At 59.1% G+C, this 23,795-nt stretch carries 22 protein-coding genes; 9 read left to right on the top strand and 13 right to left on the bottom strand.

All coding sequences use genetic code 11. The annotated features are described in order from the left end of the window. Positions 1-4: 4 nt before the first annotated feature. The 4 genes from AB4Z24_RS14830 (at position 5) to AB4Z24_RS14845 (ending at position 2,671) form a co-directional block, all read left to right on the top strand. Positions 5-946 carry a DnaJ C-terminal domain-containing protein gene (locus AB4Z24_RS14830; RefSeq protein WP_441709386.1) on the top strand — a complete coding sequence of 314 codons (942 nt, stop codon included), beginning with the start codon at positions 5-7 and terminating at the stop codon, positions 944-946. A 41-nt stretch (positions 947-987) separates the two neighbouring features. Further along, complete coding sequence (locus tag AB4Z24_RS14835; RefSeq protein ID WP_441709388.1) at positions 988-1,326, top strand: chaperone modulator CbpM; 339 nt, start codon at positions 988-990, stop codon at positions 1,324-1,326. A gap of 26 nt (positions 1,327-1,352) precedes the next feature. Beyond that, positions 1,353-2,282 (top strand): PfkB family carbohydrate kinase, encoded by a 930-nt coding sequence (locus tag AB4Z24_RS14840; protein WP_441709390.1) that lies wholly within the window; start codon positions 1,353-1,355, stop codon positions 2,280-2,282. A 251-nt stretch (positions 2,283-2,533) separates the two neighbouring features. Continuing rightward, positions 2,534-2,671 (top strand): hypothetical protein, encoded by a 138-nt coding sequence (locus AB4Z24_RS14845; RefSeq protein ID WP_441709392.1) that lies wholly within the window; start codon positions 2,534-2,536, stop codon positions 2,669-2,671. Positions 2,672-3,230: 559 nt separating this feature from the next. Here the strand turns inward: AB4Z24_RS14845 and AB4Z24_RS14850 are convergent. The 9 genes from AB4Z24_RS14850 to AB4Z24_RS14890 form a co-directional block, all read right to left on the bottom strand. Beyond that, on the bottom strand, positions 3,231-5,204 hold the full coding sequence (locus AB4Z24_RS14850) for a hypothetical protein (RefSeq protein WP_441709394.1): 1,974 nt from the start codon (positions 5,202-5,204) through the stop codon (positions 3,231-3,233). 278 nt (positions 5,205-5,482) lie between these two features. After that, positions 5,483-6,274: a molybdopterin-binding protein gene (locus AB4Z24_RS14855; RefSeq protein WP_441709396.1), complete on the bottom strand. Its 792-nt coding sequence runs from the start codon at positions 6,272-6,274 to the stop codon at positions 5,483-5,485. Then, positions 6,271-7,143, bottom strand: a complete 873-nt coding sequence (locus AB4Z24_RS14860) for a cytochrome b/b6 domain-containing protein (protein WP_441709398.1) — start codon at positions 7,141-7,143, stop codon at positions 6,271-6,273. The genes AB4Z24_RS14855 and AB4Z24_RS14860 overlap by 4 nt, the downstream gene beginning before the upstream one ends. Positions 7,144-7,245: 102 nt before the next feature. Then, positions 7,246-7,527, bottom strand: a complete 282-nt coding sequence (locus tag AB4Z24_RS14865; protein ID WP_441709400.1) for a hypothetical protein — start codon at positions 7,525-7,527, stop codon at positions 7,246-7,248. A gap of 193 nt (positions 7,528-7,720) precedes the next feature. Continuing rightward, positions 7,721-8,248, bottom strand: a complete 528-nt coding sequence (locus AB4Z24_RS14870) for a hypothetical protein (protein WP_441709402.1) — start codon at positions 8,246-8,248, stop codon at positions 7,721-7,723. 172 nt (positions 8,249-8,420) lie between these two features. Further along, positions 8,421-10,043, bottom strand: coding sequence for an ABC-F family ATP-binding cassette domain-containing protein (locus AB4Z24_RS14875; RefSeq protein ID WP_441709404.1), 1,623 nt, complete (start codon positions 10,041-10,043; stop codon positions 8,421-8,423). Between the two features lie 133 nt (positions 10,044-10,176). Beyond that, on the bottom strand, positions 10,177-10,779 hold the full coding sequence (locus AB4Z24_RS14880; protein ID WP_441709406.1) for a hypothetical protein: 603 nt from the start codon (positions 10,777-10,779) through the stop codon (positions 10,177-10,179). Beyond that, positions 10,776-11,441 (bottom strand): hypothetical protein, encoded by a 666-nt coding sequence (locus AB4Z24_RS14885; protein ID WP_441709408.1) that lies wholly within the window; start codon positions 11,439-11,441, stop codon positions 10,776-10,778. The genes AB4Z24_RS14880 and AB4Z24_RS14885 overlap by 4 nt, the downstream gene beginning before the upstream one ends. Continuing rightward, entirely contained in the window at positions 11,438-12,211 is a 774-nt protein-coding gene (locus tag AB4Z24_RS14890) for a MotA/TolQ/ExbB proton channel family protein (RefSeq protein ID WP_441709410.1), read from the bottom strand. The genes AB4Z24_RS14885 and AB4Z24_RS14890 overlap by 4 nt, the downstream gene beginning before the upstream one ends. Before the next feature lie 190 nt (positions 12,212-12,401). On the opposite strand from AB4Z24_RS14890, the gene AB4Z24_RS14895 reads away from it, so the two are divergent. Next, positions 12,402-13,796 (top strand): sensor histidine kinase, encoded by a 1,395-nt coding sequence (locus AB4Z24_RS14895; RefSeq protein WP_441709469.1) that lies wholly within the window; start codon positions 12,402-12,404, stop codon positions 13,794-13,796. Then, positions 13,793-14,461 carry a response regulator gene (locus AB4Z24_RS14900; protein WP_441709412.1) on the top strand — a complete coding sequence of 223 codons (669 nt, stop codon included), beginning with the start codon at positions 13,793-13,795 and terminating at the stop codon, positions 14,459-14,461. Before AB4Z24_RS14895 ends, AB4Z24_RS14900 begins: the two co-directional genes overlap by 4 nt. Before the next feature lie 62 nt (positions 14,462-14,523). Here AB4Z24_RS14900 and AB4Z24_RS14905 read toward each other — a convergent pair whose 3' ends face one another. Further along, a complete protein-coding gene (locus tag AB4Z24_RS14905; RefSeq protein ID WP_441709414.1) occupies positions 14,524-15,375 on the bottom strand; it encodes a nucleotidyltransferase domain-containing protein in 852 nt (283 codons plus the stop codon). A 512-nt stretch (positions 15,376-15,887) separates the two neighbouring features. Here AB4Z24_RS14905 and AB4Z24_RS14910 point away from each other — a divergent pair. Beyond that, the gene (locus AB4Z24_RS14910; RefSeq protein ID WP_441709416.1) at positions 15,888-16,658 is read left to right on the top strand and encodes a hypothetical protein; all 771 of its coding nucleotides are present in this window, start codon (positions 15,888-15,890) and stop codon (positions 16,656-16,658) included. A 205-nt stretch (positions 16,659-16,863) separates the two neighbouring features. Then, the gene (locus AB4Z24_RS14915; protein ID WP_441709471.1) at positions 16,864-17,877 is read left to right on the top strand and encodes an AI-2E family transporter; all 1,014 of its coding nucleotides are present in this window, start codon (positions 16,864-16,866) and stop codon (positions 17,875-17,877) included. On the opposite strand, the gene AB4Z24_RS14920 is transcribed toward AB4Z24_RS14915, so the two are convergent. Genes AB4Z24_RS14920 through AB4Z24_RS14930 form a run of 3 tightly spaced genes read right to left on the bottom strand, consistent with a single transcriptional unit; the run spans position 17,792 to position 22,162 of the window. After that, positions 17,792-19,633, bottom strand: a complete 1,842-nt coding sequence (locus AB4Z24_RS14920) for a metallophosphoesterase family protein (RefSeq protein WP_441709418.1) — start codon at positions 19,631-19,633, stop codon at positions 17,792-17,794. The genes AB4Z24_RS14915 and AB4Z24_RS14920 overlap by 86 nt on opposite strands. Before the next feature lie 20 nt (positions 19,634-19,653). Next, entirely contained in the window at positions 19,654-21,105 is a 1,452-nt protein-coding gene (locus tag AB4Z24_RS14925) for a GntP family permease (protein WP_441709420.1), read from the bottom strand. 4 nt (positions 21,106-21,109) lie between these two features. After that, the gene (locus AB4Z24_RS14930; RefSeq protein ID WP_441709422.1) at positions 21,110-22,162 is read right to left on the bottom strand and encodes a patatin-like phospholipase family protein; all 1,053 of its coding nucleotides are present in this window, start codon (positions 22,160-22,162) and stop codon (positions 21,110-21,112) included. A 429-nt stretch (positions 22,163-22,591) separates the two neighbouring features. Between AB4Z24_RS14930 and AB4Z24_RS14935 the strand changes: the two genes are divergently transcribed. Continuing rightward, positions 22,592-23,404: a quinoprotein dehydrogenase-associated SoxYZ-like carrier gene (locus AB4Z24_RS14935; RefSeq protein ID WP_441709424.1), complete on the top strand. Its 813-nt coding sequence runs from the start codon at positions 22,592-22,594 to the stop codon at positions 23,402-23,404. Positions 23,405-23,795: the final 391 nt, after the last annotated feature.

The following is a 23,795-nucleotide window of genomic DNA, read 5'->3' on the forward strand; positions in this document are numbered from 1 at the left end:
CCCAATGGAATTCAAGGACTACTACAAAATCCTGGGCGTCGAGCGGAACGCCACCGAGGATGACATCAAACGTGCCTACCGCAAGCTCGCGCGGACGTATCATCCCGACATCAATAAAGAGGCCGGCGCCGAGGCGAAGTTCAAAGAAATCGGCGAAGCCAATGACGTCCTGAGCAATCCCGAAAAGCGAGCAGCTTACGATCAGCTCGGCAAGGATTATCAGGCCGGACAAGATTTCCGGCCGCCGCCGAACTGGGACGCCGGATTCGAATTCTCCGGCCGGCCCGCCGAGGGCGAGTTCAGCGACTTTTTCGAGTCGATTTTCGGAGCTGCTCGCGCCCAGCGGCCCGGCCGCACGCAGACGCACACGACGTTCCGTATGCGAGGCGAAGATCATCACGCCAAGATCATCGTTGATTTGCAGGATGCGTTGGATGGCGCAACGCGCACCATTACCCTTCGCGTGCCCGAGGTCGACGATGGGGGCCACGTCTTGGTCCGCGACAAAAGCCTGACGGTGCAGATTCCGAAAGGCGTGACCGATGGTCAAAGCATACGGCTGAAGGGACAGGGCTCGCCCGGTATCGGCGGCGGACCGGCCGGCGATCTCTACCTCGAAATTCGCTTCAAGCCCGATTCCCTCTACCGCGTCGTCGGCAAGGACCTTTACTTCGATCTTCCGATTGCCCCTTGGGAAGCCGCATTGGGTGCAAGCGTGAAGATGCCGACCCCCGCGGGAGCCATCATGCTCAAAATTCCTCCCGGTTCCGCACACGGACGCGAGCTGCGCGTGAAGGGACGCGGAATTCCGGCGACGCCGCCTGGCGATCTCTACGCGGTTCTCAAGATTGTCTGGCCACCGGCGAACAACGAAAAGGCTCGGCAGGTTTATGAGGAAATGGCGAAGGAGCTGGCGTTCGATCCGCGCGCTGGCCTCGGAATCTGAGGCTTGGAGTTTGAGACATGGCAAATGGAGAGCGTGAGCCCATGCCCGTTGAATTGATCGGTCCGGCAGCAGTCTATTCACTCGAAGAACTGAGCCAGAATTGCCAAGTCGAGGTGGCATGGATCTCGGAGCTTGTAGCGCAAGGCATCGTCGAGCCGCAGGGAAGCAAGCCATCCGAATGGAAGTTCTCAAGCCTGAGCATCGTCCGCATTGCGAAGGCAAAGCGGTTTGAACGCGATCTCGGAGTGAACCCCGCCGGCATTGCGCTGGCTTTTGAACTGCTGAACGAGATCGAGCAACTGCATGCGCGCTTGAACGTCCTCGCTGGCACGAAAAGTTCGCTTGCCGACAGGACCGATGAGCATCGCATGCTCCCCTGAAATCAGCTTTTGTCGCGACGCGCATCATGCCAGGAAAACACATCATTGCGGTCGGCCATGCCGCACTCGATTATGTTTATCGGATCGAGGCTTTTCCGTCGTTTCCGACCAAAATCCGCGCACTCGATCACATCGCGAGCGGCGGCGGCATGGCAGCGAACGCCGCAGCTACCATAGCGCGCCTCGGAGGCAACGTGTCGCTCTGGGCGCGCATTGGCGATGACCCGTCAGGCGCAATAATTCGCCAGCAATTGGATGCGGTGGGCGTCGGCACCACCCATGTCCGTTCATGCGCCGGCGTTTCATCGGCGACGGCCGCGGTGATCGTCGATCGCAATGGCGAACGGCTCGTCATTAGCGAGGACGATCACGAATTTCCTCTACCCGCCGATTGGCTTCCGATTGCCGATATCCAATATGCGAAAGCCATATCGAGTGACCTGACATGGCTTGAAGGCACAGTCGCCGCATTTGGCGCCGCTCGCGCGCGCGCCATTCCGACCGTGCTCGATATCGATTTAAATAGTGGGCAGCTGCTTTCGAAGGTTCTTGCGCTAACCGATTACGCGATCTTTTCGGCACCTGCCTTCAGGCAGTTTGTCAAAGGTGGAAGTGATGAAGAGCGCCTTGCAGCACTCGTCCATTCAGGAGTTCGCCATGCCGGCGTAACGCGCGGCGCGCAAGGATATCTCTGGATGAACCGCGAGGGAGAGCGAGGTCTTGAGCCCGCATTCCCCATCGCCGTCGTCGACACGACAGGTGCCGGCGATGCGTTTCACGGTGCTTTCGCATGGGCGATCACAGAGGGGTTGGAGGATGCGGAATGCGCACGCATCGCTTCCGCAGTCGCCGCCATGAGCTGTCGCGGACTAGGCGCTCGCGCTGCCTTGCCGACACAAAACGAGGTTCAGCAGTTCCTGGCTGCGCATCAATCTCTTTCGGCACCGCGGGCATAAGGCCAAGCCTTTCCCTGTTGCATCGCGGAATGGCTGTTCATCTGGCTTGTGCATTTCTCATGGCTCGTCGTGACCACAAGCGGATGGTATTTTTATCTAAAACGGCATCCCGCAACTTTGAACCCATTTGGATCCGGTTTGTGCAGCGCGGCGCAAATCTAAAAAAATGATGGTGTTTGCGACAGAGATGATTGGCTTTTTCCGAGCGATCGGCGTTTGATCACCGCCATAAAAATAAAGGGGGAAGCCCAATGCCCGATTCAGCCTACACGATGATCTTCGCAGTCGAGGCACTTCTTGTATTTGGCGCCATAGGAACCGGCGTGGTCGTGTTCCTGACGAACCGCAATCACCGTGCGGACCAAAAAGTGACTGCTCGCAACGAGTAGCAAATTCGCTCTACAGGCTGAGGTTCGATCGGCGGCGGCGCTATCCGACCGCGCTGCCCCATCGCTCGCGCGCGTCAAGCCAGTCGGACCAATAAAATTCATTTCCGGAGTTTATTGCGGTTCGCGTTTGAGCCCGGCCGTTCAGCTGATACGCAAATGTTATAGGCTGAATTTTTTTTGGATATCGCCGTAACTTTATTCGCACAAGATGAACGATCGCATAATCTGATCTACACCGCATTTTTGTGCTGCCTTTCCCTCGACATCATTCGCGGCCTTCGCAGGGTTCCTCAAGAGAAATGCGGTTTTTCTCTATCTATGACTTTTGGTTTGGACAACTCTGGACTGATTTGGCCCCCTATTAATAACGGCGAATAGGCGGTACACTGCCAATTGTATATTGCAGCAATGATTTTTTTCTTACGTATTAATTTTATCAATCTTCGAACTTGACCCCGTCGACACGGCAATATTGCCGTTTAACCGTCGGGGTCTTTTCCATAATAGCGGCTCGCGCAAGCAACGCCTTCAGGTTCAGCGCTTCGCTGGAAGGTACCCCCTATTCACCACGCGCCGGACGGCGGCGTTCATGAAACCAGGTGCGGTACTCCGCCGCCATCTTGGTACGTTGCGCCGAGGGAGCACGACGCTTGCACGTTGCAGCCTCGTCGCTCTTCTCCGGCGCGCCCCAACGAAGCTCGACGCAGTCGTTGACGTTATAGGCCATCTCGAGTTCCGCAGCCCTGTCGACAACATCCTTCATCGCCAGCGTCCATGTGGACCCGTCGCTGCGCGGATAGGAGAACTTTCGCGCAGCAAGCTCTGCTGCAAGCGTGCCTTCCAATTCGGCTTTGACTTCCGCCGGTGTTTTATCCTTGGGCATGGCATACCGGTCAGCGCGCCGAGCGACGCGATCCGGAAAACTGCGCACGACATCGATGGCAATAAGCAATCGCAGATCCCGCGAGGGCGTTGAGTAGTCTTCCCACGCGCCAGTCGTCTCGAAGATCGCCGAGCCCGCCGGAATAGCAACCTCCGCGCCGCCGCCGTTTTGATACTTCCGGCCGTTCTCGACGGACGTAACGCGCGTCTTGATCTGCTCTTCGAGCGCCGTGATGGTCTCCTTCATCGCGCGCATGGGATCGAGTGCATCGGGCGACATCACATCGTCCATGTGATCGTAAAAATCTTCGACCCCAAGTGTCGATTGTTCGAGCGAGAAGTCGGCGTACTGTGGATCTTTCGAAATCTCTGCGTTGACGAGTCGCCGCAAGCTGCCGTTCGCATCGGCCACGATTGGCCGGAAGCGCTTGAAGCCGGGACTTCCGAGTGATGGGTTTTGCGCAAAGAGAAAGTTGCCGCGCCAAAAGCGCTTCCGCGCGACGGTTCCGTCCGGCTGTCCATCGACGGCCAGAAACACTCCAGCAGAGTCATTCGTCTGTGCGATGCGCTTCACGAGCACGAGCACATGCCCGTAGGGGTCGGCGTAGATCGTTCCGGGGCGGAGCGTTTCGGCCTTGAGCGGAACAGGATAATAGTCGGTATTGTCGTCAGCCGCCGCAGTGCGGCCCGAACCGGAATGAACGGCATTGGCAACCGTCGTGCGCAGGTAATAGCCGAAACCCGGCACGAGTCCCTGGGGCCGCGACGATGCTTTCGCCGGCGCACTTTCGGCGCCAGTTGCTCCAAAAACAGCAAGAATGGAACCGGCCCCGCCTTGCCCATCTTTCTGGCTCGTTGCCGTCAGAGAAGACTCTTCGCGCTGAATGTTGAACCACTGCGGACACCTCGGCGCCTTGCCGCCACCGCCGCGCGAGCACTTCGAATATCCAAATGGCAGTCCCACCTTGAACGCGAAATACGCGCGCAGGAAATACGGAAGGTCGGCGCAATCCGGTTGCAGAATTAATTTCTTATCGTCTTCGCCGAGTCCCAGATGGTTGAAGAGAAAATTCCGCGATTTATCGCGAAGCACCTCGTGCAGCGCCGGCCACGAGAGTTCTTGCTCGATCGGCGCATCGAATAGTTTTTCGATCCATGCGGAATAGAGGTTCTCCGTCATGCGATTCCATTGAGCGCGTACAGGCCACACACTTTTGCCCGTCGCCCGAATCGGCGCCGACGCCGCGCGCCCAACGGTGATCTCCTTGGTGATCGTCGCGCAGTCCCCGTCGCCAGCGTCACGCGCAAGCTTGGCATGCCATGTTCCAGCAGCGGGGGCCGCGATTTCCGCGAACCAGAAATATGGCGGGCCGCCGTGACGCTCTCGCGACGCGATCGCAACCGCCCCATCGGGACCGACAAGGGAAAACTCCGCGGTGAGCGGCTGCTCGGACGAGAAGACGACGCGCAACGGCGCGCCCTTCCACGGCGCGACTGGCGAGGCGAGCATTGAGATCCCGTTTGCGGCTTCGCAACCGGCTGCAGCGTCCTTCGCCTGCGCGTCGGCTGCAGGGCCGACGAGAGCAAAAGCGACGGCCAGGATCGGCAATAGGGCCGGCCTCTTGCCGGAAATACGTCTGTAGGGAAACAAATCACCCTCTTCGAAATGCCCGTAATCGAGTCAGACACTAGCGCGTGTGCTCCGCCGAAACGATGGCAGAAGTTACCCGGCCGATGCTGCGTTGCAAGGCGCCACGCAATTTGCCGGCGATCGTGCCAGAAATACAATCGTCTAGAGGATGTTAACCGATCGAGCGATTGGCCGACAGAAGGCTCCTCAATCGTCGGAATAACGCTGTTCGAACCAGGGATCGGCGCGGTTGTGATCGCCGTTGACCTCCCAGTACCCCGGCCCCGCGCCGGATCCGCTCAAATCCCTGCATACCAGTCGTAACCACGGTCTTCCCAATATCCGCCCTTGCCAAGGCCGAACCGGCTGAAGCTATCCGCCAACTCGATAGTGTGAACGTATTTGGGCTGCTTGTAACCAAGCGCGCGCTCGATGCGGACGCGGATCGGCGCGCCGTTGGCAACGGGTAAGCTTTGGCCGTTGAGCCCGTAGGCCAAGATTGTCTGCGGGTGGCGAGCGTCGATCAGATCGCAGCTCTCATAATAGGCCGCCGGATCGCTTTCGTCGTAAATGTCATAACAATGAAACACGACGAAGCGCGCGTTGGGCTTCACGCCGGCTTCGTCGAGAACGCGGGACAGCTGTGTGCCGGTCCATTTGGCAATGCAGCTCCAGCCTTCGACGCAATCGTGCCGCGTGATCTGCGTTCGCGACGGCATGTTGCGCAGCTCCGCGAGCGAATAGCTGCGCGGCCGTTCAACGAGCCCCGTTATCGACAGACGATAGTCGGCGAACGAATTGCTCTTCAGCGCCAGATATTCGGCCGTTTGCGGATCCGTCGATCCGTTGGGACGCTGCCCTTGACGGATCTCGGTCTCGGAATATTCGGTCGCGAGCGCGCCGTTGCGGATCAACAGCCGCTGAGCGCGGTAGGTAAGATCGTTCGCTTTCTCGAGGACGGAACGCACCTTGCTTTCGCCCTCTCCCAGGAAATCGAACGTGTCGCAACCGGCGAGAACGAGTGATGATACCCCCGCGGCGCCCGCGGATAACAAGCTTCGGCGGTTGAGCATGATCTTGCTCTGGCTCATCGCTTGTCTCCTTCGATCTCCGGCGTGCCGGGGCTGGCGCGATACCATCCCGTTATCATCGAGCGCAGTTCGTTGAAGGGACCTGCGGCCAAGACCATCAAAATATGGATGACGAAAAACGAGACGAGCAAAAACATTGCTAGGAAGTGGAGCGTGCGCGCGCTCTGACGTCCGCCGAACAGCTCGAGCAGCCACGGAAATCCGGCGTCGAAGCCCGGGCTCATCGTCAGCCCCGTTGCGATGATGAGCGGAAACAAAATGAAAAACACGCCGCAATAGGCAAGCTTTTGCAGGACATTGTAGCTGCGCCCGTGATGAAACCGGAAGCGCGCGTGATCGGCGACGTCCCTCGGAAAATTCTGCAGGTCCTTGCCCGTCGGCGTGAGGTCACGGCGCAGATGACCATTGAAAAAGCTCGCGAGCAGCCAAACGAAGAGCGTTGCAACGAGCAGCCACGCAAAGAAGAAATGAACGACGCGCCCGGTGCCGAGATCCCGATAGGAAGGGATAGTAAGTGCCGATGGAAAACCGCGAACCTTCGGGTTGTCGGCGGGGCCGCTCAAACCGAAAACGCCCGTCGTGTTGAAGTCGTGTCCAAGAATCTTGGTCCGACCCTCCGGCCCTTGCGGCGTATCCACCGCGCGCATGCTGAGCACGGCATTGTCGTATCCAAAGCCGCTCTCGTTGCCGATGTAGAGAGCGGGATGCGCGTTGAAAATTTGCAAACCAGATAGCAGCAGGAAGAACAGACAAACCGCCCACATCCAGTGCGTGATCCGCGTCACGACGCTCTGCCGGTAGATGAGCGGTCCGAGCGGTCCAAGCGCCGGAGCATCGACAGACTGTGCATTCTCACGAGCTATAGACATTGGCGCTTCCACTTCGCGAAAGTGCGGCGAGGCAAGTTCCGCGCTTGCCCCATGACCGAAAAGACGGTGGACTGAAGCGCGGAACTTTGAACTTCCGAAATCTTACTTCTTTTCGGGAGCCATCGTGTCATGTGACTTGGCCATGGCGTCGGATCCCATGTTATCCGTCTTCATGGAGTCTGAGCCCTTGGCATCTTTTCCCATGCTGTCCTTGTGCATGGCGCCAGTATCACTTTTCATTGAGTCCGAGCTCTTTGCCATGCTGTCACTCTGCATGGAATCGCCCGATTTGCTCATCGAATCCTCGGCAAAGGCTGCGCTTGAAGCGCCAACACCGACGGCAAGAGCGATTGCAAAAGCAATATTGCGAATTGGGTGAAGCATAAACGATCTCCGGGACCGGCGCGTGACCACCCAGACCCCATGGCCGGCGCGCACGCTGCTTCCCCGTAATTCGAGCCCGGCCGGGCCAAGGTTACATCGAGCCACAAAAAAACTTGCTGTAGGCCACACGGCCTACCGCGAACGGCCCGGCAGCAAAGCTTCACCGATCACCGGAGTAGAATTTCTGAAGGCGTCAGTTCGGCCTCTGATCGCGTTTCGCCTGAGCCCTGGCGTTCGCCTTCAGGATGCTTCCGACTTTCGAACCGGGTGTGCGAACGCGCTTCGGCCTACCGCCTTTGGCCTTTTGGCCGGGATTGGCAGTTGGACCTGCCTCAGGATGATGCACGAATTGGCTTGCACGGTGGAGTGCCAACGCACGATGTGCGGCTTCCACGTTCGCGGTCCGCGCTTCCAGATTGTAAAGGCGGGCGCGCTCCTTTTTTACACGCTTCAGAGCTTGGGCGAAAACTTGCTTTCGCCGTGTAGGTTGCTCGGCCGTGCCTGGAAAGCTCTTCCCCCGGGCGTCGGCTGTTCCCTTGGCTTCCCGCCGCTTTTGACGTGCGAATGTCTGCGCCTTGTCGCGATAGCCCTCGAGTCGCAACGCGAGATTGCGCAGGCCGTCCTTGTCGAGGCTATAGATCGCCGGATGATGGGCCGAATTGACGGCCTCGTATTCCTCGTGGCTGAGCAGCCTTTGTTCGTCCTTGTTCGAATAGGACATGGTTCACCTCATCGAAATCGACGCGCGAAGAATAAAGGCGCGAGCTGAGGTGCGAACCTACGCGAAACAGGGTTTGTGAACCCGCCGGCCTGCGCTTCGTCGTTAACGAGGGATGTACCGTCGTTTCTGTCGAGTGCATCGCCGCGATTCCAGCACGGAACCGGCTTCGAGCTCAGCTGCGCAGTCCCGGCGCCTCATAGCCCGTGCGCTCGACGTACTCAGTGTATCCCCCACCGTACTGATGAATGCCTTCGGGAGTGAGCTCCAGAACCCGGTTCGACAGCGCGGCTAGGAAGTGACGATCGTGCGAAACGAACAGCATCGCGCCCTCATATTGAGAAAGCGCGGTGATCAGCATCTCTTTCGTCATGACGTCGAGGTGGTTGGTCGGCTCGTCGAGAACGAGGAAGTTCGGCGGATCGAACAACAGCTTCGCCATGACCAGGCGGGCTTTTTCGCCGCCAGAGAGCACACGGCATTTCTTCTCGACGTCGTCGCCGGAAAAGCCGAAGCAACCGGCAAGCGAGCGTAAGGAACCTTGGCCCGCCTGGGGAAACGAGTACTCGAGCGATTGGAACACGGTCTGTTCGCCGTCGAGAAGATCCATCGCATGTTGAGCGAAGTAGCCCATCTTCACGCTTGCGCCGATCGCAACCGTGCCTTCGTCCGGTTTGGCCGAGCCGGCGATGAGCTTCAATAGCGTCGACTTGCCGGCGCCGTTGACGCCCATCACGCACCAGCGCTCTCTGCGCCGCACCTGAAAGGTCAGCCCCTCGTAGATGCTCCGCGAACCATAGCTTTTGTGTACGTTCTTGAGTGTCGCTACGTCCTCGCCGGATCGTGGCGCTGACGGAAATTCGAATATGATATTCTGGCGGCGCTTCGGCGGCTCGACCCGTTCGATCTTTTCGAGTGTTTTGACCCGGCTTTGCACCTGGGCGGCGTGCGACGCGCGCGCCTTGAACCTCTCGATGAATTTCATTTCTTTCGCCAGCATGGCCTGTTGCCGGTCGAATTGTGCCTGCTGCTGCTTCTCGGAGAGAGCACGTTGCTGCACGTAGAACTCGTAGTCACCCGTGTACGTCGTCAGCGTTCCGCCGTCGATTTCGACAATTTTGGTGACGATGCGATCCATGAACTCGCGGTCATGCGAGGTCATCATCAAAGCGCCCTCGTAGCCCTTGAGGAAGTCCTCGAGCCAGATCAGGCTTTCGAGATCGAGATGGTTGCTCGGCTCGTCGAGCAGCATCACATCGGGGCGCATGAGCAGAATGCGGGCCAAAGCCACACGCATCTTCCACCCGCCGGACAGGGCGCCGACGTCGCCGTCCATCTTTTCCTGGTCGAAGCTCAGTCCAGCAAGAACCTCGCGGGCTCGGCCCTCCAGCGCATAGCCGCCGAGTTCTTCGAAGCGCCCCTGCACTTCGCCGTAGCGCTCGATGATTTCTTCCATCTCGTCAGCACGGTCCGGATCGGCCATCGCCGCTTCGAGTTCGACGAGCTCGGCGGCGACCGTGCTGACTGGCCCGGCGCCGTCCATCACTTCGGCGACGGCGCTGCGCCCGCGCATGTCACCGACGTCCTGGCTGAAATAACCGATCGTGATGCCGCGATCGACGGAGACTTGCCCCTCGTCCGGCTGCTCCTGTCCCGTGATCAGTCGAAAGAGGGTCGTCTTGCCGGCGCCGTTAGGCCCGACGAGCCCGATCTTCTCGCCTCGATTGAGCACGGCCGACGCTTCGATGAAGACGATTTGGTGACCATTCTGCTTGCTGATGCTGTCGAGACGAATCATCCGGGGCCGCGCCTATGAAGAGTTTGGGCGCTCTTATGCCAGATGGCGCGGTCGCGGAAGTGCAATGTCGCCGAGTGTGCTTATTTGCGCGGCGAAGCGGGCGGGCAGGAATACCCGCACCGGATGCCTTGTGTCAGGGTCCGTCCTTCGGCGGCAACATCGGCGGCGGCAGAGGCGCGAATTCGATCGAAGGTGCGCCTCCGCCCAGAAACTTCGAGTCAAGAAGTCCGCCGCCCGAAGGATCTCCGCCGGCACCGCCACCAGTTCGAACTTCAGTCGCGCCACCGGGATGATCTTCTCCGCCTCCCAAGCCGAAATCCTTCGGCTTGCCCCATTGATGGTGACCTTGGTTGATTTGATTTTTGGCCGCTTCAACCTTTTCCGCGAGGGCGGCGGAATAGGGCAGCACGAATGCCCGCGGCACCTGGCTCGGCCGATTTTTATCGTCCAGCTCCTCAACCCAAAGATGGATCGCGCCCGCTTCGTTGTTGACGAAATTCCGTTCGACGACCCGCCCCCACAGGAGCTCAAACCGCGGTGGCAAGGCTTCGTAGGCTGACCATCCGAGCAGCCCGTGCAACCTGAAGAAGACGAAGACGTAGAGGACGCTGGTCGCGATGATCGCGCCGGTCTTGGCCTTCACAGGCAGATTGGTCCGCGTCAGCGCGATCAAGAGCAGGACACCGAGCGCCGCATAAGCGATGGCAAGGCCGAGAATTTCACTTTGCAAGCTCACTTGTTCTCGCCTTTATCCATGCCCATGCCGGTCCACACCGTGCCGTTGAAAGAGGCGAGCTGCCGCAACAACGACTTCTGCTCGCGATTGATGGCGGTGACCTGCCCTGCCTTATCCATCGTGAAGCGGACAGCCGTCTTCTCTTCACCGCCTTCGTTGAGCTCGATCGTGTCGTAGTGCACGACCTGTACGGTGGGATTGAGCCTTTCGACCTTCACCGAAACGGGCACGGGTTTCCCGGTGACAGCTGTGAAATGGTAGACGTTGACCGTGTATTCGCCCGCGACGATGCCGCGAATGCTCACGATTTCCTGTCGTATTGGCGAATCGACCTTCGTGTCTCCGACCATGATGAAGTCGTTCGCGCCGCCGCGATCGTCGCGATCGAGCACCATGAACCCGGCCTCGCGCCGGCGATAGAAAGCAATATGGCCGAGCGGATCTTGCACGAAGAGGTCGATATCGTCCGGATGATTGTCCGGCCACGATATTGTGATCAGAAATTCCGCTTTGGTGTCGACCTTGCCGCTCTTCGCGTCCGGCGCCACCATCACCAGCGTAATGAAGAACAGAAAGGCGATGACCTGAAGCGCCTTGAACAGCATGACGCCAAAGGGATCGAAGGGCTCGTCGCGAGGGACGAGATCGAATTCGTCGATCATTGGCTTGCCGCCGATTGCCGTTCCAATGCCGAGACGACATGGACTTCAGTCATGCCGACCGCGAGGTTGAACACCCGGTTCGTGGCGTCATCCAGCATGTAGTATTGTATTTTGATCAGGATCGACCCGACGAGACCCGCAAGCGTCGTGTACATAGCAACCGCCATGCCGTCGCTCATCAGCGTCATGGACGACTTGAGCGCGCCCCGATTGTCCGCATCGAGACCGGCGATCGGCGCCAGCATCATGATGAAGCCGATGATCGTGCCGAGCAGGCCGAGTTTCATCAATGTGTCGCTCGCGAACGAGCCGAAGTGGTTGGAGCCTCTGAGCTGTCCAGCCAAACCCCTCAGCAGCAGCGTCTGGTCCAGGCGCGCGCCGCCCTGCAGGCTGGCCTTCGTCGCCAGATTGCGGATGTGCGCGGTGATTAATCCATCGGGAAGTTCTCCGGCGGCGCTCGGACCGCCCTTGCCCAAGGCGAGAAAGCGGCTGTCTGCGGCCACGAGTTCTCCTGCCTGCCGCGCCGCATCCTCTTCCCGCGAAATGATGATGGTTCGCCACAGGCAATGCAGAGAGGCGCCGATATAGAGAAGCGCGATCAACGACGAAATGTGCGTCCGATCGCTGACGACCATCTGCTGGATGAGGCCGAAGTGCCAGAGCAGCACCGCCGCGAAGGCGGTCACACCAGTGAAGATCAGCCAGTACAAGAGGGGCGTGCGCCGCACCCAAGTCGCTGCCTCGGTCGGAAATTCCTTGCGATATTCCAAGTTACATGTCCCACGCCGGTTGAAGTCCCTGTTTGCGCCGAGATTGAGGACAACACGGCCATTTCGAGAAGGGCACCGGCCCCGCGAAGAGTTGGGCAAAATGCCCGAAGATGGGCTAGGGTATTGCCAACGGCGCCCTTGTCGGTGCCAAATCGGATGACGCGAAAAATGGAGCCGTGCCGTGCATTTGATGTTCCACCTTGTAGGGCGCCTTTTGGCCGTTGTGCTGTTGTGCCTGGCTGGCGCGATCGGTTGGGTCATGATCGATGCCCATCGCTCGATTGATGCCCAGACAGCGGCTACGGCGGACCGCGTCAGCCAGCGTCTCGCGGGCCTTTACTGGCAAAAACTGGTATGGCGCAACGGCGCGAGCAGGGAGACGCTGCTGCCGATGCCCGACTGGGAAACATTGGCGACCGCAAGCATCGTTTCGCCCGGAATTTGCGTGACGGCCAAACTTCCCGGCCTCGATCCTCGCCAGCTCTGCAGTCAGATCGAAGCGCTCGGCGAGCCCGCCCCTGGTTGGTTCGCGGCGACGTATGATTTCCTCTTCGGTCCGCAGACCGAGCAAAAGCGTTATCTTACCGTCCGAGACAAGGACGCGGGATATGTCCTGTCCTCTGCTCAGCCGGACGCCGCGTTGCGCCTCTCCTGGCATCAGGTCTCGATCGTCGTTGGCGTCGCAATTGCCATGGCGGCAGCTATTACCATTCTCGCAACATTGATGATCGGCCACGCACTGATCCCGGCGCGTACCATCATCGAAGGCTTGCGGAAGTTGGAGCAAGGCGACTTGGGATGGCGCTTGCCGAGATTCCGGACGGCGGAATTCAATCTCATCGCCCGTGCCGTCAACGATCTGTCGGAGGAGCTGGCACGCACCAACGCAGCGCGCACTGCGCTTACGACGCGCCTGTTCCAGGTGCAGGAAGAGGAACGCCGCGCACTTGCACGGGATCTGCACGACGAATTCGGCCAGTGCCTGACCGCAACGGCAGCTCTCGCGGCAAGCATCGAAGCGGGAGTACCGGCTGACCGCGAGGATCTTGCGGACGATGCGCGTGCGATCACCCGAGCCCAGCAGCGCATGATGGAAAACCTTCGCGGCGCGCTTGTGCGCCTGCGCTCGCAGAATATTGATGAGATCGGACTCGAAGCCAGCCTTCATCAACTCGTCTCGGATCACAATGCGCAGGCTTCTCACGCCGTCGTCCGGCTGAACGTCATCGGCAAACTGACGGCCCTGCCGAAGCAGGTCGCGATCGACATTTATCGCGTTGCTCAGGAATGTTTGACCAATGCCATGAAACACGGGTCGCCGACCGAGGTTCGTCTCAAAGTCGAGCACATCGGTATGGAACACGATACGATCAGCCTGACCGTCGAAGATGATGGCGGTGGAGATGCAGCCAACATCAATCGTGGTCACGGTGACGGACACGGAATCCTCGGCATGCGCGAGCGCATTTCCGCTCTCGGCGGTAGCCTGTCCATCGGCAAGGCCGCGAAGGGCGTGCGCGTGGCCGCTCTCATCCCGCTTTTCGGATCGCGTAGCGAACTGGCGTTCGGCGAGGCGACCGCATGAGCGCGGTTACGATTCTTCTCGTGGACGATCACCCGATTGTTCGCGAAGGATACCATCGCCTTCTCGAGCGGCAGGCGGAATTTCACGTTTGCGCAGAGGCCGGCGACGCACAGGAAGCTTACCGGGCCTACAAGGAACATCGGCCGAACGTCGTCGTCATGGACCTCGCGCTCCCGGGTGCGAGTGGGATCGAAGGCGTGCGCCACATTCGCCAGTGGGACAAGGACGCCAAGATCCTGGTCTTCACGATGCACTTGGGCGTCGCATTCGCGCTCAAGGCATTCGAAGCCGGTGCATCAGGGTACGTAACGAAAAGCAGCGCACCGGGGGAACTGGTGCGCGCCGTTAAAGCCGTGGCTGCGGGCGGCCGCTTCTTGAGCGAAGACGTTTCGCGCGCCATCGCAGCGGATCGCCTTGCGGGGCCCGAGCGCGTGATCGACCAGCTCGGCCCACGCGAAACCGAAATTCTTCGGTTGCTGGCTTCAGGGCTGACGAGCGAAGCCATCGCCGAGATGCTCAATCTCAGCACGAAAACGGTTCGTAACCACCACTATGCGATCAAAGGCAAGATCGGAGCGCAGAATGATGCGCATCTCGTTTGGCTTGCTGTGAGTGCGGGGCTGGTCAAAATCGACGATGCGAGCTTCGACGGTCATTCGTCCTAGATTCTTCCCTTGCCGCGGGTGTTCGCTTTAGCGCCTCAGTGAACAGATCTCGCCAACCCGCCTCAATGTGTTCTGAGCTTGGACCAGCCGGCGCCCACCCATTCCGCGGCGTGCCGCATCGGAGCGGTTAGCCGCCATGATATCGTTCGGCGCATCGATTTCAGCCGCGCGCGGAGAGCCGCATGTTGATTTATAAGGTCGGTATGTTGAGCGTTGAGTTGCGAATGCTGCGCGCTGAGTTCGGCGTATTTTAGCGTGAGTTCCGCATGCTTCACGCTGAGTGAATCAAGACGTCGCATCGAGAACTGCTCGGCGGCGCTGACAACGGAGTTGTTTGTTGACCGGGATGGCGCGGTTTCCCGAAGTCCGCCTTCGCCGGTCCCGTACACTTTGAGCAGCGAAAATATATCCTCGAGGTCGGCCGAAACGCCATTCGGGCGAAGTCGCTCGGGCGACCACGGCGAGTAACGTCGTTCGATCTTTTGACGTATTTGCTCGGCTGCGGTGGTGCAGCGAACAACCCGGCCGTCAATCGTGCCCACTCCGGACAAGCCAGCCGGCGAGGAGATGTAGACGTACTTCTGACCCAAAGTATCGCAGTCGATATGTATTGCGGTGGTATCGGGATTGAATGTCATCGGGTGGATGTCGATTTCGTGCTCGTCGGAATCCTTGAAGACGACTCGCACCGGCATATCGGTTTCGCGGTCGTCTCTTTGAAAGCCGAGCTGGCCGAGAATGGCTTCTGCGGGTTCGACGCAGTCTATCGGAACGATGAGATCCAGATCCGTATGTTCCCTGGTCTCTGCCTTGAGTAACGCGTCGATTGCCCACCCGCCATCGATCCAAACGGGCACGCCGCCATCTTCAAGAGCACGAAAAACTTTCGTGACGTTCTCCGCGAGGAATTTCATATATCGGGACCCATTGAGTGACCGCCGCGTGAAGTAGGCAGGGCTCACGAGTTAAATGTTGCAGTTTGAACTCGGTAAAAAAATGGGCATCACGAATCCGAAGCCCAGTTGGCGCAAAGCGGCAACAGACGCGTTGGAATTTGTTCAAGTGATCAAAACGAAATAAACAAAGTGCCCTGTTTTATGAGTGGACGCTAATTCCCTGTCATGCACCGGTCAACCACATCTCGTGGCGGATCGCCAATCGACCTAGGCTCGGCTTATCCAGTTCCGCTGCCGGGATGCAATCAATCCCGAGCATAATGCCGAGAAAGCCACGCGTTACGTCGAACGCAATTGACGACAGAAGAGCGAAATAGTGTTTGCGGATTGTCCGTGTTAAACCGATTTCGTCCTCGCGGTCACGGGCGAGATGGATTGAGGAATTCTGCCGTATCTCATGCTGACGCGCCAGCGGATGACATGTGCAAGCGGACGCCATAGGCAAACCAAGCCAAAGTTGGGAGCGCACGATGGAGGGAAGCGCGCGTGACCTGCCGGTAATCCAATGTTTGTGGATCGGCGGCCAGCTCACCATCATCGAACAGCTTTCCATTGCATCGTTTCTCAAGAATGGCCACCGCGTGCACCTCTACACTTATGAGGGCGTGACTGGCGCCCCCAAGGGTACCGAGATCAAGGACGGACGCGAGATCCTAAGCGCCGATCGCGTCTTCAAATACAAGCGAGAGGGCAGCTACGCAGGCTTTTCGAACGTCTTTCGCTACAAGCTGCTGCTCGATCTTGGAAACTACTGGGTTGATCTCGACGTCGTTTGTTTGAGGCCGTTCACGCTCGACAGCGAATATGTTTTCTCGGGTGCCTACAAAGGGCGGCGGTTCAGCTGGGGCGGACGGGAGCAGTTCATACAGAGTTGTGTGATCCGCACACCGCCCGGCGCGCCTGTAATGAAATACTGCTACGACACAGCGAGCGAAAAAGTCCCTGATGAACTTGTCTGGGGAGAGATCGGCCCTAACCTCCTGCAATCGGCTGTCCGAAGCCACGATTTGACGCGGTTCGTGTCCGGGCATTGCCAGTTCACCACGATCGATTGGCCCTACACCGAACGTTTCGTTTCAGGCGCGCCTCAGATTGCTTGGTTCGAGCGGCTTAGGCCCATATTCCTGCGCTCGTACGCGACCCATCTGCATAACGACATGTGGCGCCGGAAGGGTCTGGACAAGAACGCTCGATACCCGACCGGAAGCTTCCTCGAAACCCTCAAGCGACGTTACCTTTGAACTAGCGGGCCGAGTGCTGGGTGGAGTCTACGGCGTCACTGTTGCGCGTGGTGATCGCGGTGCATCGGGAAGGCGTCGAGTAGCCCATCGATTTACCATGCGCACAAAGTGATGATCTTGACCGTTGGGTATCTCAGCGCCACACTTCGATTTGACCATGTCCCCACCCTCGAACCCTCCGCAGATCAATCGCTCGCTAGTCGCAATGCTCGGCGTATGCACGGTCGTGCTGGCGGTCTGGGCACTGGCGGTGGCGCAATCGGTGTTTGCGCCGCTCGCCTTCGCTCTGTTCATTATTGCCATGGTATGGCCGCTGCAGGATCGGTTGCAGGCCGGCATCCCGCGGCTTGTGGCCCTTGCGCTGACAATGATGGCGACAATTCTCGTCGTGATCGTCTTCGCGTCTCTGGTGGCTTGGGCGGCGGGACGCGTCGGACGTTTCGCCGTGAGCGACGCAGCTCGCCTTCAGGCACTTTACGGTCAGATGACCTCGTGGCTGGAAGGACATGGCATCGAGCTTGCGGGCGTGTGGGCGAATTATTTCAGCCCCGATCAGATGCTGCGCCTAGCTCAGCAGGTGACGGCCCGTCTCAATACGGCGGTCAGCTTCCTGATCGTCGTCTTCATCTATGTGCTGCTCGGCCTTTTGGAGGTCGATGACGCCGGCATCAGACTTCGAACCTGGCAGCACGGCAAGTTGGGCGAAGTGCTGCTTGCCGGCAGTGCAAAAACGGCCGACAAACTCAGGCGCTATATGCTGGTGCGAACGCTGATGAGCGCGATTACCGGCCTGTTGGTGTGGGGCTTCGCTTGGCTTGTCGGGCTGCCGCTCGCTCCCGAATGGGGCGTCATCGCCTTCGCGCTGAACTTCATTCCCTTCATCGGCCCGCTGATCGCGACCGTCTTTCCTACGATCTTCGCCATCGCGCAGTTCGAGTCATGGCAGATGGCCGTCGTCGTTTTCGCGTGCCTCAATGTCATTCAATTCATTGTCGGCAGCTATCTCGAGCCACGGTTCGTCGGCAACGCGCTATCCATTTCGCCCTTCATTGTACTGTTCGCTGTCTTCTTCTGGGCCTTCCTTTGGGGTCTGGCCGGAGCCTTCATCGGCGTTCCGATCGTGATCGCCCTTCTCACATTTTGTGAGGAGAATCCGTCGACGCGCTGGATTTCTGACCTGTTCGGCGCGCCTGAGCCGGATCGCGGCGGGCTGGCATAGCCCCGTCCTCGCGCGTTGGATCGATGCTGCCACGAAGAACGACGCGTTGCGGTTCGAACAACGTGAAATTGCCGTCTGCTCCGGTGCCGGCGCTCTGAATGTAAAAATGCGTGTCGCGGTCGTCCGTCACATCCATCACGGGCGACGGAGCGGAGACAATAACGACGTCGCCGCAACTTCCGATCCAGTCGATATGACGATGCCCGTGCATGAGTATTGCCCGTCCGCCCAGCTGCTGCATCCGCCGCACAAACCACGTTCCATTGACGAGCGCGGTGCCAATGCGTTCCGAAAGAGCCTTTGCGGCCCGGGGATATTCGACGACGTGATGATGCAACGCTATGATCCATTTCGCTTTCGAATAGCGTCGCGCCAGCGTCTCGATGGCCTTTGTCTGTTCACGTGTCACGAGCCCGAGCGCATTGGTGAATGAGAAATGCGTTTGCGCGTTTGAATCCAGGAGTATGACGCCGAGCCCGTCCTCCGTCTTCGGAAGCATCACCATCGGAAACGCCTGCGGCCAAACGTTCGCGAGTTCCCATGTGCCGCGCATCGTCCCCCGGTCGGCAAAATCGGCAATGCGTTCGGCATAGGGCTCGAGAAATGCATTGAGAGTGGAGCGAGGTTCGCCCGTCGTGCCATCGACCACATGCACGCGCTCGCCCTGCAGCTCCGCGATAGTTGAGAGAGCGCGGATCTCGCGCAGACGCCTCTTCGGGCTTGTCGGCAAATCCAGTCGCGCTGGATTCGCCCTGTCGACGACATTCAGGTCGTGATTGCCCGGAAGCATGATCATCAATTCGGTCAGGTGCGGGTAAGGCGTGATCGCATCGAGGAACTCCGCCCACTCCGATGAACGTCCCGCATCGGTGATGTCGCCGCTGATCAAGATGATATCGAGCGGATCGTTCGCATGGATTGCGTCGAGCTTCGCCAACGCCGCCTTGAAGCGCTCGTTCCCCCTCGGACCGGAACGGCCGCCTTCAATCCGAAAGCCGAACCTTTCTCCGACGACGTGAATGTCGGAAAGATGCGCTACCCGCCAGATTTTCCCTGACGCTGGCGCCGATTCGAAACGCGGAAGATCGCGCGGCTGCGGCATCAAGGTATCCGCCAAGCCCCACATCAGTCCGGCGACGGCGAGGTAACCGGCAACGATGACGATGCTATTGTGCAAAGCTATGTGGACGAGAGTGGCTGGCGAAGAGAGATCGGCCAGCGTACCGGTCCATCGCGTGCTTGGCCAGGCGAGCGCGACCATCAAAATCGAAAGCCCGCAAATCAAGAGACCCGATACGGCGGCGCTGAGCGCGCGCGTCATGTCGCGCGAGCGTTGATCGGCGTCGACGGGCAGAAACCTCTCGGCGAACTGACGGAGCGCCTCGCGCGAGAGTGCGTAGGCAGGCTGCACGGCGAGCGCATTCAATGTCCAGAAATTCGCTTCCATCAGCCGCCACAGCGGCCTTCCGCCGAACCAAGCCAATCCGATCAGGACGATCAACAGCAGGGCTGGCACTACGCCCGAAAAAATCGCCGCCGCCTTCGACGAGACCGTGCCGATCCATATCGAGGCAAGAAGCGGAGCCACGCCGAGCAACAAAGCCGGCAAGACGATGAGAATTGCCCACGCAGCCAAGAGCTTCGGAATGCTGATCTCTGCCAACAGGCTTCCGGCTAGCGAGACGAGCGTCCGCCGTTTGGTGCTCGATGCGTCGTCCTCGACATCGCCTTCGCGCGGATCGACGATCGGGCGCATTGCTTGTCTCCGATAGCTTTTCAGAATGATCCGAACATCGTGCCTAGGATGATCACTGTTGCCAACGCGATAATGGCACCGACGATGGCAACCATGACGATATCAAAATAACTCTCCCGATGCGTCGTTCCGCAGACGGCGAGCACAGAAACAATTGCGCCGTTGTGGGGTAGGCTATCGAGCGTACCGGCGCCGATCACCGCAACGCGGTGCAAGAGAGCGGGATCAATGCCGTGTTGTGCCGCAAGGTCCATATAAGTAGGTCCAAGCGCGTCGAGTGCAATTGTCAATCCTCCCGACGCCGAACCCGTCAGCGCGGAGAGAACGTTGGTTGCGACCGCGAGCGAGACAAGCGGACCGCCCCCGATCGATAGCACCCAGTCTCGCACAACCGCAAAAGCAGGTAGCGCCGCTACGACAGCGCCGAAGCCGACGAGGCTTGCCACGCTCAAGGCAGGCAAGACCGAAGCATTAGCGCCAGCGTCCATGCTCTCGCGGAGAGCCGGCAGACGTTGCCGGTTGATGATGATGAGCGTCACGATTGCGGTAAAGAGCGCGACCACCACGGACCAGACGCCACCCACTGCCGAAAGAGACGTGGCTCCCCACCGGGGCTCCGCCAGGAACGTCGCGTCGTGTCGCGGCAAAACGAACATCGACATCAGAAAGTTGACGCCAACGACTACGATCAGCGGTAACGCCGCCACGAAAATGGGCGGTGAGGTTTCACTGAGATGACCGCGACGTATTTCCGCGGGATCGAATTCACGCGCAGTCGTGGCGAGTTCGCGGACCAGTGCATTATCCACCGCGTCATCGGCGGCTGCGGTCGAAACGCCGGCGCTTTCGCCAGAATGGCGCGCAGAGGTTTCGGCGCGGTTGAGCCACCACAGGCCAAAACCCAGCATGATAGCTGAAGCAATGATGCCAAGCCCTGGGGCGGCGAAAGGTGTCGTGCCGAAGAACGGCATCGGAATTGCGTTCTGAATAGCCGGCGTCCCCGGCAACGCCGACATCGTGAAAGTGGATGTGCCGAGGACGATCGCCGCTGGCATGAGCCGGAGAGGAATGGCGGCAGCGCGAAACAGGGCCCCAGCCATTGGCGCCAATACGAAAAACGCTACGAAAAGGCTGACGCCACCGTACGTCACGATGGCGCCGGCGAGCACGACGGCGAGTATCGCGTGCTCCTTTCCGAGCCGTTCGGTCATGGTGTTGGCGATTGCGGTAACCGAGCCACTGTCTTCCATCAGCTTGCCGAAAAGCGCGCCCAGCAGAAATATCGGAAAGAACTGCGCGAGGAATTGTGCTGCGCTCCCCATGAACGTTTGCGTCCAATGGGCGAGCAATGGTTCCCGCGCGAACGCAGCTGCAATAAGGGCGCCTGCGGGAGCTAGTATAAGAACGCTCCATCCTCTGAAGGCAAACCAGACAAGCAGACCGAGGCCGATCAGGATACCGATAAGACCCATCGCGTCATACTCCTTCAAGCAGCGCGTCGAGATCGAATGTGGGACGTCGGCCGACGTTCGTCCCATCCTTCTCAAGAAAGGACTCGGCCGAACGGCGTCCTTCGTCGCGCAGCATGCACAGGAATTCCCATTCAGCGTTTAGCTTCGAGGAGTAACCGAGCGTGGCCATTGCCTCGCTAGCGATGCGGTGGATGCGCATGCCTGCCCATAGCGCGCCTTCGGAGTTCCCTGGGTTCGCGATCTGCCGCAGCATCGCGATCATGCGTAGCTCTTTCATCAGGACGGCATTGAACGAAACTTCGTTGAGCCGATTGAGAATGTCGCGCGCCGATTGCGGTATCTCGCTCCGCTCGATCGGATTGATTTGAACGAGGATCGTGTCTTTGGAGGTGCATTCGCGAACGAGAGGCGTGATCGTGGGATTGCCGGAATAGCCGCCATCCCAATAGCTTTGTCCGTCGATTTCGACAGCCTGGAACAGCGTCGGTAAGCAGGCAGAAGCGAGCAGCACCTCCGGAGTAATGTCCGCGTTGCGGAACACTCGGCCGCGGCCGGTATGCACGTTCGTTGCGGTGACAAACAGTTTGATGGGCGCGCGTGCCAGCCGTTCGAAATCGATGTTCTGGGTCAGAATCTCGTGCAGCGGATTGGCACCGCCAGGATTGAGGTCATAGGGAGAGAACACGCGCGACATCAAATCCATCGCAATGAACATCGGCGAGGTGTCGAGCGTCCAGCGCCCAAGCATGACGTCGAGCGGCGTACGCTGAAAAGGGCTGAGCAGCGCCGCTTGAGATACGTGGCGCCAGTAGGTCTCCAAGGCGGCGCGCGCCCCTTCTGCACCGCCGCGCGTGTGACCATCGATCAAAACGGCAGCGTTCATGGCGCCGGCCGATGTGCCGGAGATGCCGTCGATCTTCAGCCAGGGTTCTTCCAGTAGGCGATCCAACACGCCCCAAGTGAAAGCGCCGTGCGAACCGCCGCCCTGCAAGGCGAGATCCACGGAACAGACATCGCGGCCAAGTTCCTTGCGAGCTTCGGATTTTGCGCTTGCCATCGTCGCTCACGTTGAAACTTGAACACCACTGAGCGCAGTGTAGAGAGCGCGCGCGGCGAATGTCTCTTGTTTAAATGAAAGTATTTATTGCCAAGCGCGCTATTGATTATCGAATTGTATCCATTGCGCGTGCTGTTCAAATTCTATCGCGCGATGGAAGGATTGCTTAGCCTTAACCTTCGCCGACGCGCACATCATCGCCAGCTTATGCCCCGGGGCTGTCTCGCCCGATCAATAAGGCTTCGAACTGACTGATCGTGTCCATCCCGCGGAAAGCCCACGGAAACTTCGACTCTTGCATTTACGCAGGGATAGCCGCCGAAATGCTGGCGATGGGCATTGGAAATGATATTGGGAAGATGATAAAATGCCGAAGAAACGCCATATCAGGCGAAAGACGCCATCGTCACGGCGAAAAAGGAGGGTGTCGTGTTTCGCCTAAACAGTATTTTTTCGGCCATCTTCGCACTGATGCTGCCGGTCGTTCTTTCGGGTGGCATTCGAGCCGAGAACCAGTTGCCCGACGATGGGTCCGCGTGGGCGAGCCTACGCAAGGAGGTTTTCGGCGCAAGTGCCATCGCCGACGGAAATGGCCTTGTCACGCTGCAGGCGCCTGACCGAGCGGAAGATGCGGCCATTGTTCCGATCACCGTTCGTTTGGCGCCGGCCATCGCGAACAAGGTGAAGTCTCTGACGCTCATCATCGATCAAAATCCGTCTCCCGTCGTCGCCAAATTCACCTATGGCGAGGCGTCGGGAGACGGCGAGCGGATTATGGGAACTCGGGTTCGCGTCGATCGATATACCTTCATACGTGCGATAGCTGAGACGCGTGACGGTCAGCTTTATATGACGCGGTCCTTTATCAAAGCTTCCGGCGGGTGCTCGGCTCCCGCGAGCCGCGATCCGGAAGAGGCCGAAAAAGCGATGGGAAAAATGCGGGTAAGAACCGCAATTCAAGCTGACGGATCGAGCCTCGGCGAGGTGATGATCCGCCATCCGAATATTTCGGGAATGGCGATTGACCAGCTCTCGGGAGGCTACCCGCCAGCGCGCTTTATCTCGAAGCTTTCTGTGACAACCGGCGGGAAACTCATCTTCGCGTTGGAAGGCGGTATCTCGATCAGCGAAGATCCGCATTTCCGGTTTTCATATGAGGCGAAGCCAAGCGATTCAATCGATGTCACGGCTGAGGACTCGATGGGAACGAAATTCAGTGGCCGCTCTGGAAACCCATCGTAGTCGAGAGCGGCGCGCCTCTTTCCCGGAAAGTCAAAAAATTCTGAAGGAATCGGCGAAGCTTTGAGCCGACAGGAAGAGTGAGCCCGATCAGCTTTTCTGAGATGCTCCGGCCTGACCTTGCGCACAATGCCAGTCGTTGTCTATTGGTGCCGCGAGGCAAAAGTCATCGAGTTCCAGGCCGCGGTTTTCGTTGACACAGCTCGCGCGTGCTGAATCTCTTGCTCCGGATTCGTCTCCACTAAGGCCCTCGTAAACCTTTTTGCCCATGCCGCTGAAGCTCCAGACCGGCTTGCACGACCAGGTCGTTGGTTCGGCGAAACAGCACGTGGCCGTCGACACGGTGATAACGAGCGTAACGAAGAAGCGGATCACGGAGCACCTCTAAGAATCG

Source organism: Hyphomicrobium sp. 2TAF46 (assembly GCF_052114865.1).
GTDB lineage: Bacteria > Pseudomonadota > Alphaproteobacteria > Rhizobiales > Hyphomicrobiaceae > Hyphomicrobium_B.

Coding starts and splice junctions, on each gene's coding strand:
- AB4Z24_RS14830 (WP_441709386.1), top strand. CDS start 5: ATGGAATTCAAGGACTACTACAAAATCCTGGGCGTCGAGCGGAACGCC.
- AB4Z24_RS14835 (WP_441709388.1), top strand. CDS start 988: ATGCCCGTTGAATTGATCGGTCCGGCAGCAGTCTATTCACTCGAAGAA.
- AB4Z24_RS14840 (WP_441709390.1), top strand. CDS start 1,353: ATGCCAGGAAAACACATCATTGCGGTCGGCCATGCCGCACTCGATTAT.
- AB4Z24_RS14845 (WP_441709392.1), top strand. CDS start 2,534: ATGCCCGATTCAGCCTACACGATGATCTTCGCAGTCGAGGCACTTCTT.
- AB4Z24_RS14855 (WP_441709396.1), bottom strand. CDS start 6,274: ATGAGCCAGAGCAAGATCATGCTCAACCGCCGAAGCTTGTTATCCGCG.
- AB4Z24_RS14860 (WP_441709398.1), bottom strand. CDS start 7,143: ATGTCTATAGCTCGTGAGAATGCACAGTCTGTCGATGCTCCGGCGCTT.
- AB4Z24_RS14865 (WP_441709400.1), bottom strand. CDS start 7,527: ATGCTTCACCCAATTCGCAATATTGCTTTTGCAATCGCTCTTGCCGTC.
- AB4Z24_RS14870 (WP_441709402.1), bottom strand. CDS start 8,248: ATGTCCTATTCGAACAAGGACGAACAAAGGCTGCTCAGCCACGAGGAA.
- AB4Z24_RS14875 (WP_441709404.1), bottom strand. CDS start 10,043: ATGATTCGTCTCGACAGCATCAGCAAGCAGAATGGTCACCAAATCGTC.
- AB4Z24_RS14885 (WP_441709408.1), bottom strand. CDS start 11,441: ATGATCGACGAATTCGATCTCGTCCCTCGCGACGAGCCCTTCGATCCC.
- AB4Z24_RS14895 (WP_441709469.1), top strand. CDS start 12,402: ATGTTCCACCTTGTAGGGCGCCTTTTGGCCGTTGTGCTGTTGTGCCTG.
- AB4Z24_RS14900 (WP_441709412.1), top strand. CDS start 13,793: ATGAGCGCGGTTACGATTCTTCTCGTGGACGATCACCCGATTGTTCGC.
- AB4Z24_RS14905 (WP_441709414.1), bottom strand. CDS start 15,375: ATGAAATTCCTCGCGGAGAACGTCACGAAAGTTTTTCGTGCTCTTGAA.
- AB4Z24_RS14910 (WP_441709416.1), top strand. CDS start 15,888: ATGGAGGGAAGCGCGCGTGACCTGCCGGTAATCCAATGTTTGTGGATC.
- AB4Z24_RS14915 (WP_441709471.1), top strand. CDS start 16,864: ATGCTCGGCGTATGCACGGTCGTGCTGGCGGTCTGGGCACTGGCGGTG.
- AB4Z24_RS14920 (WP_441709418.1), bottom strand. CDS start 19,633: ATGCGCCCGATCGTCGATCCGCGCGAAGGCGATGTCGAGGACGACGCA.
- AB4Z24_RS14925 (WP_441709420.1), bottom strand. CDS start 21,105: ATGGGTCTTATCGGTATCCTGATCGGCCTCGGTCTGCTTGTCTGGTTT.
- AB4Z24_RS14930 (WP_441709422.1), bottom strand. CDS start 22,162: ATGGCAAGCGCAAAATCCGAAGCTCGCAAGGAACTTGGCCGCGATGTC.